This is a genomic window from Streptomyces sp. SID12488 (assembly GCF_010548275.1).
Taxonomy (GTDB): domain Bacteria; phylum Actinomycetota; class Actinomycetes; order Streptomycetales; family Streptomycetaceae; genus Streptomyces.
In genome coordinates this window covers 9,304-28,132 of sequence record NZ_JAAGLT010000012.1, presented here as the reverse complement: position 1 = coordinate 28,132, position 18,829 = coordinate 9,304, and the positions used below count along the sequence as shown (strand labels likewise).

Annotated in this window: 1 protein-coding gene; it reads left to right on the top strand. The window is 72.1% G+C overall.

Annotation, left to right across the window (positions count from 1 at the left end; all coding sequences use genetic code 11):
- The first annotated feature begins 58 nt into the window (after window positions 1–58).
- Window positions 59–18,823 (top strand): amino acid adenylation domain-containing protein, encoded by an 18,765-nt coding sequence (locus G3I56_RS19790; protein WP_343240008.1) that lies wholly within the window; start codon window positions 59–61, stop codon window positions 18,821–18,823.
- Window positions 18,824–18,829 lie beyond the last annotated feature (6 nt).

The window sequence follows — 18,829 nt, the reverse complement described above, 5'->3', positions numbered from 1 at the left end:
GTATGGCCTGCGGTCCTCCGGCTCAGCCGGTCCGTACACCCTGGAGGCACGGTCGCCTGTGTCCGGTTTCGAAGTACGTGTGCCCGGTGTCGACGACGACGCGGAAGGCGCGCCAGCGGCTTTCTGGCGGCGGCGCCTCGCACCGCTCCCGCAGGAGACCGCTGTCCCGGTCGACTTCCCGTACCCGCTGCGCCCCACCGGTGAACGGCACACCCTCCGCCGCCCGCTGGCGGTGGAGGCGGACGAATCGACCCTCCTGGCCGCGTACGCCGCACTCCTGCACCGCTACAGCGGCGGCCACGACATCACCTTCGGGTACGACGGTCTGCCGCTCCGGATCGCTGTCGACGGCGGCGCGTCCTTCACGGACCTCGTACGTCAGGTGGCCCGGGCGTGCGAGGACCTGCGGGCCCACCGGGTCGAACATGCCACACTGGTCGGCTGGTTGAGCCCGGAGCCCACCCGTGGTGGCGGCCTGCTGTTCAACACCGCGTTCGGTGACATGCGGGGTGACGACGACCTGCTGGACCTCGTGCTCGGAGTCCGCGCCGGCGACCTGTATGTGACCTGCCGCCAGGACCTCTTCGAGACCGCGACCGCCGAGCGCATCGCCGACCACTACTCGACCCTGCTCACCGCCGCCCTCGCCCACCCGCACACCCCCGTGGGTGAGTTGGAGCTGCTGGGCGCCGAGGAGCGCCACCGCGTCCTGCTCGAGTGGAACGACACCGGCCACGACATCCCGCTGCGCACCTGGCCGGAGATGTTCGCCGACCAGGTACAGCTGCGCCCGGACGACATCGCGCTGGTCTTCGAGGGCACCTCGCTCACCTACGCCGAACTCGACGACCGTGCGGGCCGGTTGGCGTCCGCACTGATCGCCCGGGGTGCCGGACCCGAGCGTGTGGTCGCCCTCGCGGTACCTCGCTCGGCGGAACTGATCGTCGCCGAGGTCGCGGTACTGAAGTCCGGCGCCGCCTACCTGCCGGTCGACACCGACTACCCGGCCGACCGCATCTCCTACATGCTGGCCGACGCCGACCCCGTCTGCCTGGTCACCACCGCCGAGGTCGCCGCGGACCTCCCGGCGAACGACGGCATGGCCGTCGTCGTCCTCGACTCGCCCGACGTCATAGGTGAACTGGCGGAGCGTCGGCCCACAGGCGCCGATCCGAGCGCGCTGACCATCGCCAACGCCGCCTACGTCATCTACACCTCCGGCTCCACCGGTCGCCCCAAGGGCGTCGTCCTCACCCACGCGGGCGTCGCCAAGCTGGTCGCCACGCAGACCGAGCGGTTCGGGATCGGCCCGCACAGCCGGGTGCTCCAGTTCGCCTCGCCCAGCTTCGACGTGGCGTTCTGGGACCTGTGCCTCGGCCTGCTGTCCGGCGGGCGGCTCGTCGTCGTACCGTCCGAACGCCGGGTACCCGGCCCGGCGCTGGCCGACTACGCCCACGCGCACGGCATCACGTTCATGATCCTGCCGCCCGCGCTGCTCGCCGCGATGCCCGAGGACGTCGAACTCCCGCCCGCCACCCTGCTCGCGGGTACCGAACGCGTCTCGCCCGAGCTGGTCGGACGGTACGCGCGCGACAGGATGATGTTCAACGCGTACGGCCCGACCGAGGCCACCACCAACTCCACCCTCGGCCTGTGCGACCCGGACATCCCGGCCGGCTCCATCGTCCCCATCGGCCTCCCGGACCCGGGCACGCGTGCGTACGTCCTGGACGCCCGCCTGGAGCCCGTCCCGGCCGGTGTTCCGGGCGAGTTGTACCTCGGCGGCGCCGGACTGGCCCGCGGTTACCTCGGGCGCCCCGACCTGACCGCCGAGCGGTTCGTCGCCGACCCGTTCGGCGCCCCCGGCGAACGCCTCTACCGCACCGGCGACCTGGTGCGTTGGCAGGCCGACGGCCGTCTGGTGTTCCTGGGCCGCGCCGACTCCCAGGTGAAGATCCGCGGCTTCCGTATCGAGCCGGGCGAGATCGAGTCCGTACTGCGCGGCCACCCGGCCGTCGACCAGGCGGCGGTCGTCGTACGCGAGGACCGGCCCGGGGACCGGCGGCTCGCCGCGTACATCGTCCCGGCCCTGGACGGCGAGACCGTCCCGGACGCCACCGAGCAGGTCCGGGAGTGGAAGGACCTCCACGAACTCCTTTACGCGGCAGCCGGATCAGAGGGCAGCCAGGAACAACTCGCCGGGTTCCGCGAGAACTTCGCGGGCTGGAACAGCATGTACGACGGGCTGCCCATCCCCGTCGCGGAGATGCGCGAGTGGCGCTCGGCGACCGTCGCCCGCATCGGGGAACTCGCGCCCGGCCGTGTCCTGGAGATCGGCGTCGGCAGCGGCCTGATCCTCTCCCGCATCGCACCCGACTGTGCGGAGTACTGGGGCACCGACCTCTCCGAGGAGGCGGTGCGCGCCCTGCGCACCCAGGTCGACGCGATACCCGAACTCGCCGACCGGGTCCGGCTGTCCGCCCAGCCCGCCCACGACACCACGGGGTTGCCGCAGGGCCACTTCGACACCGTCGTCATCAACTCCGTCGCCCAGTACTTCCCGAGCGCCGACTATCTGACCGACGTCGTCCGGGCGGTCGGTACCCTCCTCGCCCCCGGCGGCCGGCTGTTCATCGGTGATGTGCGCAACGCCCGGCTGCTGCGCTGCCTGCGCGCGGCCGTCGAGAGCCGCCGCACCGGCGACACGGAGGACAAGCAGGCCCTGCGGGCCGCCGTCGAGCGGTCGGTCGCCTGGGAGGGCGAACTCCTCCTGGACCCCGACTACTTCGCGGCCCTCGACGGCTTCGACGCCGAGATCCACGTCAAGCGCGGCGCCCACCACAACGAACTGACCCGGTACCGCTACGACGTGGTGCTCAGCAAGCGAACCGCTGCCCGGGAGCCTGCCGACGCCGAGGAGATCGTCTGGGGCGGGCCGGAGGCACTCGAAGCCCGCCTGGCCGAGGGGCCCTCGCTGCTCCGGGTCACCGGCGTTCCCAACGCCCGTCTCGCCGAGGACCTCGCCGCGCTGTCCGCCCTGGACGACAGCAGCCGCACGGCGGACGCCCCGGACCCGGAGGTCTTCCACGCGCTCGGCGCGCGGTACGGCCACCGGACCGCCGTCACCTGGAACGGCACCGCCGACGACGGCAGCCTCGACATTGTCTTCGCCCTCGGTGACACCCCCCTCACCGGCCTCTACCGCCCGTCCGGCAACGCCCCGCACGCCAACCGCCCGGCACCCTTCCGGGATGTCAACGCCCTGATGCGGGCGCTGCGTTCGTACGCGGTCGACCAGCTGCCGGAGTACATGGTCCCCGCGGCCGTCGTCCCCCTCGACCGCCTCCCGGTCACCCCCAGCGGCAAACTCGACGCCGCCGCGCTGCCGACCCCCGACTACGGCGCCCTCAGCACCGGCCGCCCGCCCCGCGACACCCGCGAGGAACTCCTGTGCGCGGCCTACGCCGATGTCCTCGGCCTGCGCTCCGCGACCATCGACGACGACTTCTTCGCCCTTGGCGGCGACAGCATCACCGCCATACAGCTCCTCGTCCACGCCCGCCGCGCCGGCCTGCGCCTCACCTCAAGGGACGTCTTCAAGCACCGCACGGTCGCGGCGCTCGCGGCGGCAGCCGGCGATCTCGTCCGCGAAGACCCTCAGGACGCGGCGCCGGGCGCCCCGCTCATCAGCCTCACCGATGCCGAACTCGCTGAGATCCAGGGCGCTTTCCCGGTCACCATCGAGGAGTCGCTGCCGCTGAGCCCGCTCCAGGAGGGGTTCTACTTCCACTCCCTCGTCGACGGCGCGGACCTCGACGCGTACGTCGTCCAGCAGGCCCTCGAACTGACCGGACCGGTCGACGGCACAGCCTTGCGCCGGGCCGCCCAGCGTGTCCTGGACCGGCACGCCCCGCTGCGCGCCTGCTTCCGCCGCCGCCCGGACGGGCAGCCCGTGCAGATCATCGCCGCGGACCTCGAACTGCCCTGGCGCGAAGTCGACCTGACCGTCCACGACGGGCCCGCCCGCACACCGCTCGCCGACGCGGCCGCCGCCGCCGAACGCGCCCGCCGCTTCGACCTCGCCAACCCGCCTCTCATGCGCTGCGCGCTGATCCGCCTCGACGGGCACCGCAGTCGACTTCTCCTGACGTTCCATCACATCGTCGCCGACGGCTGGTCGTTGCCCGTCCTGCACCGCGAGCTGATGGCCTCATATGGGGACACCCCGGCCGCGCTGCCGCAGCCCGCGCCGTACAGCGCCTACCTGCGCCGACTGGCCACCGCCGACCGCGAGGCCGCGCGCACGGCCTGGCGTACGGCCCTCGCCGGGGTCGAGGAGCCCACCCGGCTCGTCGAGGCCCCGGCCGACGGTACGCCCGTCGAGCCCGCGCAGATCCGTCTCGAACTGTCCGAGCAGGTGACCGCCCGTCTCGCGGCGCGGGCGCGGGAGCACGGAGTGACCCTGGGCGCGGTCGTCCAGGGCGCCTGGGGGCTGCTCATCGGGCGGCTCACCGCACGCCAGGACGTGGTGTTCGGTACGACGGTCTCGGGGCGTGACGCCGAGGTCGAGGGCATCGAGTCCATGATCGGCCTGTTCATCAACACCCTCCCGACGCGCTTCCGTTGGGAGCCCTCCGACACGCTCGCCGATCTCCTCGGCCGACTCCAGGACGAGCAGGCCCAGCTGCTGGACCACCAGCACCTCGGCCTCGCTGAACTCCAGCGCGTCGCGGGCCTCGCGGGCGCCGGTGAACTCTTCGACACCCTGGTCGTGTTCGAGAACTACCCGGCCGCGACCGGCCTCGCCGACCCGACCGGCACGCTCCGGCTCACGGGCCACGAGTTCCACGACGCCGTCCACTATCCGCTCGCCCTGATCGTCAAGCCGGGCCGACGTCTCGACCTGCGGCTCAAGCACCACGCCCAGCGGCTCGACGCCGAGGCCGTACGCCGGATCGCGGAGCGACTCTCCCGAATCCTGCACGCCCTTGCCGCTGACCCGGGGCAGTCCGTCGCCGACGTGGACCTGCTGTCGGCCGAGGAACTCCTCGAGGCCCACCCGACCGGCGAACACCGTGACATCCCCGGCACGACCCTCGCGGCGGCCTTCGAGGCACAGGTGGCCCGCAGCCCGCAGGCCACGGCGGTCGTGTACGAGGGTGAGACGCTCACCTATCGCGAACTCGATGCCAGAGCGGGCGAGTTGGCGGGTCGACTGACCGCCCGGGGTGCCGGGCCCGGCACTGTTGTCGCCGTCGCAGTGCCGCGCTCGGCCGAGCTGATGGTCGCGCTGCTCGGTGTACTGAAGTCGGGCGCCGCCTATCTCCCGGTCGACGTGGACTATCCCGCCGACCGGGTGACCCACATGCTCGCCGACTCCGGTGCCGAGACCGTGGTGACCACCTCGGCGACCGCCCCCCAACTCCCCACAGGGCACGCCCTTGTGCTGCTCGACGCCCCGTCGAAGGCGGGCCCCGAACCGCTCCCTCCCCTTCCCGCACACCCCGACGACCCGGCCTACCTGATCTACACCTCCGGGTCCACCGGCCGCCCCAAGGGCGTCGTCGTCACCCACCGGGCCATCCTCAACCGGCTTGCGTGGATGCAGGGTGAGTACGGAGTGACCGCCGGCGACCGGGTGCTGCAAAAGACCCCGGCCAGCTTCGACGTCAGCGTCTGGGAGTTCTTCTGGGCGCTGCGCGAGGGCGCCGCCGTGGTCCTCGCCCGCCCGGACGGACACCGTGACCCCGCCTACCTCGCGGGGCTGATCCGCGAACAGGGCGTCACCGCACTGCACTTCGTGCCGTCGATGCTGGAGGCCTTCCTCCAGTCCGACGAGATCACCGCCGACCCGGCCTGGGCCGCGTCCCTGCGCAACGTCTTCAGCAGCGGCGAGGCGCTGCCCGGCGCCGCCGCCGCCCGCTGGCGCGAGCTGACCGGCGTACCGCTGCACAACCTGTACGGCCCCACCGAGGCGGCCGTCGACGTGACGTACCACCCCTACGACGGCACGCCCGGCACCACCGTGCCCATCGGGCGCCCGGTCTGGAACACGGGCCTGCGGGTCCTGGACTCCTGCCTGCGCCCGGCGCCCGAGGGGACCCCCGGCGAGCTGTACCTGACGGGCGTCCAGCTGGCGCGCGGCTATCACGCCCGGCCGGAGCTGACCGCCGAGCGGTTCGTCGCCGACCCGTACGGGGAGCCCGGCGCACGCATGTACCGCACCGGTGACCTCGTGCGCCGACGTGCCGACGGTGTCATCGAGTACCTCGGCCGCACCGACCGTCAGGTGAAGATCCGGGGCAACCGCATCGAACTCGGCGAGATCGAGGCCGCGTTGAGCCGTCAGTCGACGGTCGCTCAGTCCGCCGTCACCGTGCACGGCGGCCAACTGGTCGCGTACGTCGTGCCGGCCCACGATGCCGATGTCGCGCCGCCCGCCGAACTCCAGGCCGCGCTCGCCCAGGAGCTGCCCGCCGCCGTCGTCCCGGCCGCCTACGTCGTCCTCGACGTCCTCCCGCTCACTCCGAGCGGCAAACTGGACCGGGCCGCGCTGCCCGCCCCGCACGCGGTACGAGCCGAGACGCGCGCCCCGCGCAACGAGCGGGAACTCGCCCTCACCGGGATCTTCGCCGCCGTACTGAAGCTCGAAGGCGTCGGTATCGACGACGACTTCTTCATGCTCGGCGGCGACAGCATCACCTCCATCGGAGTCTCCAGCCGTGCCCGCCGGGCGGGCCTCGACCTCAACCCGCGTGACGTCTTCGAGTACCGCACCCCGGCCGCCCTCGCGGCAGCGGCGGCGCCGGTGGCCGAAGTGTCCGCCCTGCGTTCCTCGTTCACCCTCACGGCCGAGGAGACCGAGCGCGTCCACCGGCTCAGCCCCGCCCCCGTCGAGGACATCTGGCCGCTGGCCCCGCTCCAGGAAGGCCTGTTCTTCCACTCGACGTACGACGACAGCGCCCTGGACGTCTACACCGTCCACGAGTCCTTCGACCTCGCCGAACCCCTCGACACCGACCGACTCCGCACCGCGGTACGGGTGTTGCTTGCCCGCAACCCCAGCCTGCGCGCCGGGTTCACCAGCGAGGGTCTGCGCCAGCCGGTGCAGTTCATCGTGCGCGACCCCGAGATCCCGCTCGAAGAGGTCGACCTGTCCGGGCTGCCGGAAGCCGAACAGGACGTACGGCTGCGGGAGTTGACCGACGCCGAACGCTCCCGTCGCTTCGACCTCACCCGGCCCCTGCTCTTCCGTATGCTCCTCGTCCGCCTCGGCGCGGACCGGGGCGACCGGCTCGTCGTCGGGCGCCATCTGCTCCTCTGGGACGGCTGGTCGGCCTGGATCTTCCTCGACCAGCTCTTCGCCCTGTACGAGAACGGCGGCGACGCGAGCACCCTGCCCGCCCCCGGCAACTACCGTGACTACCTGACCTGGCTGGAGGTCCAGGACACGGCCGTCGCCACCGGCGCCTGGCGCCGCGCCCTCGCCGGACTCGACGAACCCACCCTGCTCGCCGCCGCCGACCAGGGCCTGGAACCCGACATCCCGGAAAGCCTCGACGTCCTCGTCCCCGACGAGGTGGGCGAACGGCTGCGCGCCATCGGGCGGCTCCACGGGCTGACCCTGAACACCGTGCTCAACGCGGCCTGGGGGCTCACCCTGGCGAGCGCGACCGGCCGTACCGACGTCGTCTTCGGCACGACCGTCGCCGGCCGGCCGAGCGAGGTGCCGGACATCGAGAACGTCATCGGCATGTTCCTCAACACCGTCCCGGCCCGCATCGCCTATGACCCGGCCGAGCCGGTGCTCGGGCTGCTGCGCCGCGTCCAGGACGAGCGGCTCGCCGTGATGCCGTACGAGTATCTGGGTCTGGGTGTGCTCCAGGCCGAGACCGGGCACCGACGGCTGTTCGACACGCTGTTCGTGCTGCGCAACAACGACACCGAGGAGCGGCTCGCCGAGCTGAGCAGCCGGCACGGCGCCACGGCCGTCGCCAACGTCGACGCGACCCACTACCCGGTCAACCTCGTCGTCACCCCGGGCCGCTCCATCCGGGTCACCCTGACCCACCGCGCCGACGTCATCGCCCGCCCCCAGGCACAGGACCTGCTCGACCGCTTCACCCTCCTCCTGGACCGGCTCACCCACGACCTCGACGCCCCGGTGGGCGGCCTCGACCCACTGCTCCCGGCCGAGCAGGCCGAGTTGGGGCACGAGCGGGCCTCCGGACGGGTCCCCGACCCCACGGACACCATCGCCGACCTGCTGGCCGCCCAGGCCGCCGCCACCCCTGATGCCACGGCCGTCGTCTTCGGCGACCGCACCCTGACCTACGCCGAACTCGACAGCCGTATCAACCAGATGGCCCGGCTCCTGATCGCGTGGGGCGCCGCCCCCGAGCGGGTCGTCGCCCTCGGGCTGCCCCGCTCGCTCGACATGGTCGTCGCCCTGTTCGCCGTACTGCGCACGGGCGCCGCCTATCTGCCGCTGGAGCTGGACTACCCGGACGACCGGCTCGCCGCGATGCTCGACGACGCCCGGCCGACGATGCTGCTGTCCACGGCCGCCGTGTCCGCGCGACTGGTGGGCGACACACCTCGCGTGCTCCTCGACGACCCGGAGACCGCCGCCGAACTCGATGCGCTACCGGGCGACTTGGTCTCCCGCACCTTCAGCTTGGAACACCCGGCGTACGTCATCTACACCTCCGGTTCCACCGGCCGCCCCAAGGGCGTCGTCACGCCGTACCGGGGTCTGACCAACATGCAGCTCAACCACCAGAAGGAGATCTTCGAACCGGCGATCGCGTCGTCGGGCGGACGCAGGCTGCGCATCGCGCACACCGTCTCCTTCGCCTTCGACATGTCGTGGGAGGAACTGCTGTGGCTCGTCGAGGGGCATGAAGTCCACATCTGCGACGAGGAGTTGAGGCGCGACGCCGAGGCCCTGGTCGCCTACTGCGAGCGCCATCGCGTCGACGTCGTCAACGTGACCCCGACCTACGCCCATCTCCTCATCGAGGAAGGCCTGTTGGAGGGCCATCGCCCGCCGCTGGTGCTGCTCGGCGGCGAGGCCGTGTCGGAGACGGTGTGGAACCGGCTGCGCGACACCGAGGGCACATACGGCTACAACCTCTACGGGCCGACCGAGTACACCATCAACACGCTCGGCGGCGGCACGCTCGACAGCGCCACACCCACCGTCGGCCGTCCGATCCGTGGCACCCGCGCCCACATCCTGGACGCCTGGCTGCGCCCGGTCCCCGAGGGTGTCCCGGGTGAGCTGTACATCGCCGGAATCGGCCTGGCCCGCGGCTATCTGGACCGGCCCGCCCTCACGGCCGAGCGGTTCGTCGCCGACCCGTTCGGTGAACCGGGCGAGCGCATGTACCGCACCGGTGACCTGGTCCGCCGCAACCCCGACGGCAACCTCGACTTCCTCGGCCGCACCGACGACCAGGTCAAGATCCGCGGCTACCGCGTCGAGCTCGGCGAGATCGAGACCGCCCTCGCCCAGCACGACCGGGTCGCCCACGCCGCCGTGATCGTCCGCGACGAACGCCTCGTCGGATACGTCGTCCCCGCCCAGCTCACCGTCGACGACCGGGCCTTCGCCGAGCGCGACCAGGTCGGCGAGTGGCAGGAGATCTACTCCGACGAGTACGAGGAGATCAGCACCGCCGTCTTCACCGAGGAGTACGCCGGCTGGGACTCCTCCTACGACGGACAGCCCATCCCCTTCGACCACATGCGGGAGTGGCGCGAGGCCACGGTGGAGCGGATCCGCTCGCTGAAGCCCCGCAGGATTCTTGAGATCGGCGTCGGCTCGGGCCTTCTCCTGTCCAGGCTCGCCCCGGACGCGGAGGCCTACTGGGCCACCGACTTCGCCGCCCCCGTCATCCGCAAGATCGGCCAGGAGCTGCTCCAGGACCCGGAGTTGGCGTCCAGGGTCACACTCCGCGCCCAGCCTGCCGATGACCTCACGGGCCTGCCCGGCGACGGCTACTTCGACACGATCGTCATCAACTCCGTCATCCAGTACTTCCCCAGCATCGACTACCTGACCTCGGTGATCCGGGGCGCGATGGAGCTGCTGGCACCCGGCGGCGCGCTGTTCGTCGGCGACGTCCGCAACCTGCGACTCGCCCGCACCTTCCAGACCGAGATCCAGGAGACGAAGGGCGTCACCGGCGACGCGCTGGGCCGGGCCGTCGAACGCGGCCTGCGCCTGGAGAAGGAACTCCTGGTCGACCCCGACTACTTCACCACCCTCGGCTACGGCGTCGACCTGCGCACCAAGCAGGCCCGCCACCACAACGAACTCACCCGATACCGCTACGACGCCGTGCTGTACGCCGACGAGCCGGGCCTGCGGTTGACAGATGTACCGACCGTCCCCTTCAACGACCAGCAACTTGGCGCCAACAGCGATGACTTGGCGGAGCTGCTGACCGCGGTCCCGCTGCGCCTCACCGGCATCCCCGACGCCCGTATCGGCGCCGCCGGGGGAGTCGACCCGGAGACCCTGCGTGACCTTGTCGCCGGACTCGGACACCGCGTCCTGACCACCTGGTCCGGCCAACAGGGCACCTTCGACGCCGTGTTCGTCACCGGCGAGGTACCTCCGCTGACCGCCGGGCTCTATCTCCCCGGCGGCGGAGAGGCCCCGTACGCCAACTCCCCGACGGCCGCGCGCGATGCCAACAGCCTGATCCGGCGGCTCCGTGACGACCTCAAGCAGCGGCTGCCCGACTACATGGTCCCGGCCGCGTTCGTCACCCTCGACCGGCTGCCCATGAACGACAACGGCAAGCTGGATGTGCGCGCCCTGCCGGACGCCGAACCGGCCGTCGCCCTCGGCACCGGCCGGGGGCCGCGCACCCCGCAGGAAGAGGTGCTCTGCCGGCTCTTCGCCGAGGTGCTGGGTCTGCCCGAAGTCGGCGCCGAGGACGGTTTCTTCGACCTCGGTGGTCACTCCCTGCTCGCCACCCGTCTGATCAGCCGGGCCCGCACCGAACTGGGTGCCGAACTGGCCATCCGGGACCTGTTCGAGGCGCCCACGCCCGAGCAACTCGCGGCCCGCGCGGACACCTCACGCCCGGCCCGACCGGCCGTCACCCCCGCCGCCCGGCCCGAGCGTATCCCGCTCTCGGCCGCCCAGCGCCGGTTGTGGCTGGTCGAACGGATCACCGGCAGCGGCGTCGCCTACAACTTCCCGTTGGTCTTCCGCCTCCGCGGCGACCTGGACCTCGACGCGCTCCGGGCAGCCGTACGGGATGTGGCCGAACGCCATGAGGCGCTGAGGACCTTGTTCCCCGAGCAGGACGGTGAGCCGTACCAGCTGATCGTCCCGGCGGCCGAGGCCGACCCCGAGTTCACCGTGACGGACTGCGGGGAGGGGGAGCTGGCGGACCGGATCGAGGCGGCCCAGCGCCGTCCCTTCGATCTCACCGCCGAACTCCCGCTGCGCTGCGAGGTGCTGAGGGTCGGCCCGGCCGACCATGTCGTGGCCGTCGTCCTTCACCACATCACCACCGACGAGTGGTCCGACCGTCCGTTCCTGGCCGACCTCACCACCGCCTACCGGACCCGGCGCGCGGGCCGCGCCCCCGAGTGGGCACCGCTGCCGGTCCAGTACGCCGACTACACCCTCTGGCAGGACGAACTGCTCGCCCAGGTCGGCGCGGACCAACTCGCCCACTGGGCCGGGACTTTGCGCGACCTCCCGGAGGAACTGCGGCTGCCCCTGGACCGGCCGCGCCCGGCCGAGCCCACCGGACGTGGCGGCAAGGTCCGGCTGGAGTTGCCGACAGACACCGGTCTCGCTCTGCGTGACCTGTCCGGCACCACCGGCACCAGCATGTTCATGCTGTTCCAGGCCGCCACGGCCGCGCTGCTGCACCGCCTGGGCGCCGGGGACGACATCCCCCTGGGCGCCCCCATCGCGGGCCGCACGGACGACGCCCTCGACGACCTCGTCGGCTTCTTCGTCAACACGCTGGTGCTGCGGACGGACCTGTCGGGCGGAGACTTGACGTTCCGCCAACTCCTGGCCCGCGTACGGGAGTCGTCCCTGGCCGCGTTCGAGCACCAGGACCTCCCCTTCGACCAGGTCGTCGAGGCGCTCAACCCGGCCCGCGTGTCCGGCCGCAATCCGCTCTTCCAGGTCATGCTGGGCTACCACTACCGGCCCGACGGCGACCCCGACGTGCTCGGCATGCCGACCGAGTGGTTCGACATGGACACCGGCATGGCCAAGTTCGACCTCCACTTCACCTTCGTGGACGAGCCGGACCGCCTGACCCTTCTCCTGGAGTACGCGACCGACCTCTGCGACGAACCGACGGCCACCCGGACAGCGGGGCGCCTGGTGCGGCTGCTGGAGCAGGTGGCGGGCCAGCCCGACGTGCCGGTGCGGGACCTGGAGGTGCTGGCGGAGTCCGAGCGGGCCGTTCTGGGTGACTGGAACGACACCGCCCAAGAGGTGGCGTCCACCAGCCTGCCCGAGCTGTTCCGGGCCCAGGTGGCCCGTACGCCGGACGCGTTGGCGCTGGTGTTCGGCGAACAGCGGCTGACGTACGCGGAGTTGGACGGGCGCGTGGAGCGGACCGCCCGCGTGCTGGCCGGTATGGGCGTGGGCCCGGAGCGCACGGTCGCCGTCACGCTGCCCCGTTCCGTGGACCTGGTGGTCGCGCTGCTGGCGGTGCATCGTGCGGGCGGGGCGTATCTGCCGCTGGACGCCGACTATCCGGCGGAGCGGCTGGCCTTCATGCTGGCGGACGCCAAGCCGGTGGTCGTGATCCGGGACGCCCTCCCGGAGGCGGCCCTCCATGCGGCGGAGACGGAGGCCGAACTCCCCGAGTTCTACGACCCGTCGAGTCCCGCGTACGTCATCTACACCTCAGGTTCGACCGGCACGCCCAAGGGTGTTGTCGTGCCGCACGAGGGCATCGCGAACCGTCTGCAGTGGATGCAGGGTGAGTACGGGCTGGGCGCGGACGATCGCGTCCTGCAGAAGACGCCCACCAGTTTCGACGTGTCCGTCTGGGAGTTCTTCTGGCCGCTGATCACCGGAGCGGCCCTCGTTGTCGCCAAGCCGGAGGGGCACAAGGACCCCGTCTACCTGGCCGGGCTGATCCAGGACCAGGGCATCACGACCGCGCACTTCGTACCGTCGATGCTCCAGATGTTCCTGGAGGAACCCTCGGCGTCGGCCTGCCTCGGGCTGCGGCGGGTGATGTGCAGCGGAGAGGCGTTGCCCGACGAACTGGCCCAGCGGTTCCGGGCGGTACTGCCGGCCGAGTTGCACAACCTGTACGGGCCGACGGAGGCGTCGGTCGACGTCACCGCGGCTCAGGTGACGGAGGCGACCGACCGGGTGTCGATCGGCCGTCCGGTGTGGAACACGCGTGCGTACGTCCTTGATGCGGGCCTGCGCCAGGTGCCGCCGGGTGTGGTGGGGGAGCTGTATCTCTCGGGTGTGCAGCTGGCGCGTGGCTATCTCCGCCGCCCGGGGCTCACGGCGGAGCGGTTCACAGCAGATCCCTTTGGTGAACCCGGTTCACGCATGTACCGCACGGGTGACCTGGCACGCTGGACAACAGAGGGAACACTCGAATACCTGGGCCGGACCGACGACCAGGTCAAGATCCGAGGCTTCCGTGTCGAGCTGGGCGAGATCGAGTCCGTCCTCGCTCGCCACGACACCGTCGCCCAGGTGACTGTCGTCGCCCGCGACCAGCAGCTCGTCGCCTACGTGGTGCCGGCCGCCGCATCCGCTCCCGTCGACACCTCCGCACTCCGCCGGCACACGGCCGCCGCGCTCCCCGAGCACATGGTCCCCGCGGCCATCGTCGTCCTCGACGCGCTGCCCCTCACCCCCAGCGGCAAGCTCGACCGCAAGTCCCTCCCCGCCCCCGACTTCACAGCGGCGGCGACCGGGACGGGCGAGGGACTGCCGCGCACCCCGCGCGAGGAGATCCTCTGCGGCCTGTTCGCGGACGTCCTGGGCCTCGAACGCGTCGGCGTCCACGACGACTTCTTCACCCTCGGCGGGCACTCCCTCGTCGCGATGCGACTGGCCGCGCGGATCCGGGCCGCGCTCGCCGCCGAGGTCTCCCTGCGTACGGTGTTCGAGGCGCCCACGGTCGCCCGGCTCGCCGAGCGCCTCCGGGAAGGCGGCGAGGAGACAGGTGTCGGCCTGCCCGTTCTCGCTCCGGCCGAGCGGCCGGAGCGGCTGCCGCTCTCCTTCGCGCAGCAGCGCCTGTGGGTGCTGTACCGGGTGGAGGGCCCCAGCCCCACATACAACATCCCGCTCGCCTGGCGGCTCAACGGACAGCTCGACGCCGACGCGCTGCGACTGGCCGTCGACGATCTGGTCGCCCGGCACGAACCGCTGCGCACCGTCTTCCCGGAGGAGGACGGGCGGGCGTACCAGCTGATCCTGGAGCCGGGACAGACCGGGATCGAGTTGCGGACGGCAGCAGCCACGAACGAGGAGGATCTTGCCGAACGCCTCGCCGAGGCCGCCTCGTACGGCTTCGAGCTGGACCGGGAAGCGCCGCTGCGCGCGCACCTCTTCCGCACCGCCGAGGACGAGCACGTACTGCTGCTCCTGCTCCATCACATCGCGGGCGACGAGTGGTCCGACGCGCCGCTCACCCGTGACCTGGCCGCCGCCTACGAGGCGCGCGCGGCGGGCCGGGCACCGGAGCGGGCACCACTGCCGGTGCAGTACGCCGACTTCAGCCTGTGGCAGCGGGCGATGCTCGGCGACGAGAAGGACCCGGAGAGCCTGGCCTTCCGTCAACTTGCCTTCTGGAAGCGGACCTTGGGCGGGGTCCCCGAGGAACTCGCGCTGCCCACCGACCGGCCGCGCCCGCTGGAGGCCACCTACCGCGGCGGCATGGCGGACATCGCGCTGGACGAGGAACTGACGGCCGGGCTGCGCGAGTTGGCCCGGGCGAACAACGTCAGTATGTTCATGATCGTCCAGGCGGCGGTGGCCGCACTGCTGACCCGACTGGGCGCCGGTACGGACATCCCGCTCGGCAGCCCGATCGCCGGACGCACCGAAGAGGTGCTGGAGGATCTGGTCGGGTTCTTCCTCAACACCCTGGTGCTGCGCACCGACACCTCCGGCGACCCCGCGTTCCGCGAACTGCTCGCCCGGGTGCGGGAGACCGACCTGGCCGCCTTCGACCACCAGGACGTGCCGTTCGAGCGGGTGGTGGACATCCTCAACCCCGCCCGTTCGCTCTCCCGGCATCCGCTCTTCCAGGTCATGGTGGTGTACCTGGCCGCAGGTGCGGACGAAGGAGGCTTCGCCGGGCTGGAGTCGAGGCGGGAGGAACTCGGCGCCACCGGCGCCAAGTTCGACCTGTCCTTCGACTTCGTGGAACGTGCCGGCGGACACGGCGTCGACGGTGTGCTGGAGTACAGCGCCGACCTCTTCGACGCCGCGACCGCCGAGGCGATCGGTGAGCGCCTGGTCCGTCTCCTGCGGGCGGTGGTCGCCGCCCCTGACACCCCGATCGGCCGCATCGACATCCTCGGCACCGCCGAACGCCACCGGATCCTCACCGAGTGGAACGCCCGGCCGTTGCTCGCCGAACCGACGACAGTGCCGGCTCTCTTCGAGCGGCAGACCGCACTGTCCCCGGACGCTCCCGCCGTCGCCTCCGACGGCATCGAGCTGACGTACGCGCAGCTCAACACCGAGGCCAACCGGCTCGCCCGGCTGCTCGTCGCGCGGGGCGCAGGCCCTGAGCGGCTCGTGGCGCTCGCCCTGCCCCGAACCGCCCGCACGCTGCTGGCCATCCTCGCCGTACAGAAGGCGGGCGCCGCCTATCTGCCGCTGGACCCGGACGCCCCGGCCGGTCACCTCCGCGACACGCTCGACGACGCCTGCCCGGTACTGACGCTCACCACGCGGAACATCGCGCGGCTGCTGCCCGCCGACGGCCCGCCGATGCTGGAGCTGGACGCCCCGGCGACCACCGAACTGCTCGCTGCCCAGGCCACGACCGACCTCCTGGACGGCGACCGCCTCGCACCCCTCACCCCGCGCCACCCGGCGTACGTCATCTACACCTCCGGCTCCACCGGCCGCCCCAAGGGCGTGGTCATCACCCACGAGACCGTCGGCAACCTCTTCCACAGCCACCGCGAGACGCTGTACGCACCGGCGAAGGCCGTCGCGGGCCGCCGTCATCTGCGGGCCGGACACGCCTGGGCGTTCTCCTTCGACGCCTCCTGGCAGCCGCAGCTGTGGCTGCTCGACGGGCACTGCGTGCACGTGGTGTCCGACGAGACCCGCCGTGACCCGGAGCTGCTCGCGGCAGCCGTCGTCGAGCACGGCTTCGACTTCCTCGAGGTCACGCCGTCGTTCTTCGCACAGATGGCCGAGACGGGCCTCGTCCGTGACGACGGAAGCTGCCCTCTCGGCGTCGTCGGCGTCGGCGGCGAGGCCGTACCGGTGGCGCTGTGGGAGCGGCTCGGGCGCCTGACCGGCACCGAGGCGTTCAACCTGTACGGACCCACCGAGTCCACCGTCGACGCCCTCGTGGCACGGGTGCGCGACAGCGACCGGCCGCTCGTCGGCCGTCCCGTGGCCGGCACCCGGGCGTACGTCCTCGACGACCGGCTGCAGCCCGTACCGCCCGGCGTGACGGGCGAGCTGTACCTGGCCGGCGGCGGCCTCGCCCGTGGCTATCTGGGCCGCCCCGCGCTGACCGCCGAGCGCTTCGTCGCCGACCCGTTCGGCGCGCCGGGCTCCCGGCTCTACCGGACCGGTGACCTGGCCCGGTGGACCGCCGACGGATACCTGGACTACCTCGGCCGGGCCGACGACCAGGTCAAGATCCGGGGGTTCCGTATCGAACCCGGCGAGATCGAGTCCGTACTCTCGGCCGAACCGGACGTGGCGCAGGTCGTGGTGACGGTTCGTCAGGACGGCGCGCGGAAGCTGCTGGTGGCCTACGTGGTCCCCGTCCCGGGGCAACTGCCCGATCCGGGGCGGCTGCGTGGTCAGGTCGGCCGGCAACTGCCCGACCACATGGTGCCGGCCGCCGTCGTCCTCCTGGACCGGCTGCCCGAACTCGCCAACGGCAAGCTGGACCGATCGGCCCTGCCCGCCCCGGACTTCGCCGCCCTCTCCACGGGCCGGGCTCCCGGCTCCGCCCTGGAGAAGGCTCTGTGCGGTGTCCTCGCAGACGTGCTCGGTCTGGAGGAGATCGGCGTCGACGACGACTTCTTCGCCCTCGGTGGCGACAGCATCATGGCGATGCAACTGGTCAGCAGGGCACGGGCGGTGGGCGTACGCATCACCCCGCGACTCGTGCTGCGTCACCGTACGGTGGCCGGTCTCGCCGAAGTGGCGACCACCACCGGCTCCGCCGCCGTCCGTCCCGTGGACGACGGAACCGGCACCGTGCCTCTCACGCCGGTCATGCACTGGCTGCGCGAACTGGGCGGCCCGTTCAAGGGCTACCACCAGTCGGCCCTCGTCCAGACGCCCGCCGCCCTGGACCGGCCGAAGCTCGCCGCGGTGCTCCTGGCGCTCGCCGACCGGCACGCCATGCTGCGCAGCACCCTCGTCCGCACGGAAGCCGGACACTGGACCCTGGAGGTGCCGGCGGCCGGATCGGTGGACACCGGGGCGTGGATCGAGCGGGTCGACGTCGCCGGACTGGACGCGGAGGAGCTGCGGGCGGTCGTCGGAGACAGTGCGCACGCCGCCCGCGCGGCACTGGACCCGGACACGGGCGCCATGGTGCGGGCCGTGTGGTTCGACGCCGGCACGGAACCCGGAAGGCTCCTGCTGATGGGCCACCACCTCGTCACCGACGGCGTGTCCTGGCGAGTCCTGCTGCCCGACCTGGCGGCTGCCTGGACCGACGTCGAGGCCGGGCGGCCGGCGGAACTCGCGCCCGTCGAGACCTCCTTCCGCACCTGGTCCCGCACGCTCGAAGAGCTGGCCCAGGATCCGGCCCGCGAGGCTGAACTGCCGTTCTGGACCGGCGTACTCGAAGGAGCCGTGCCCCTCCCGCTCGACAGGCCGCTCGACCCGGCCCGCGACACGACCGGCACGGTACGGAACCTGGAACTGCGGCTGCCCGCCGAGATCACCGGCCCGCTGTTGTCCGCCGTGCCGTCCGCCTTCACCGTGAACGTCAACGACGTGCTGCTCACCGGCCTCGGCCTTGCCATCGCCGACTGGCGGCGGCGGCACGGGGACGACAAGGGCGGTCCGGCCCTGGTCGACCTCGAAAGCCACGGCCGCGAAGAGGAGTTGGCGGGCGACGCCGATCTGTCCCGTACGGTCGGCTGGTTCACCAGCGTCTTCCCGGTCCTCCTCGATCCCGGTCCCGTCGACCTGGACGCGGCCCTGGCAGGCGGTCCGGAGATCGAGGAGGCGCTCGCCCGGGTGCGCGCCCACCTCGGCTCGCTGCCCGCGAACGGCGCCGGATACGGCATGCTCCGCCACCTCAACCCCCGTACGGCGCCCGTCCTGGCGGGCTTCGCGGCACCGGCGATCGAGTTCAACTACCTCGGCCGTTTCGGCATCCCCGAAGCGACGGACTGGTCGTACGCCCCGGAGGAGGACGTCTCGGACATCGGCGCCGAACCGGGGATGCGGGAGGGCCACGCCCTCGGCATCAACGTCGTCACCGAGGACCGCGCGGACGGCCCGGTCCTCGCCGCGCACTGGTCCTGGCCCGCCGCCGTCCTGTCCGAGGAGTCGGTCCGGGACCTGGCGGAGACCTGGTTCCGGGCACTCAGGGCCCTCGTCTCCCGCGCCGAATCCCCTGACCGGCCCTGATCCCTC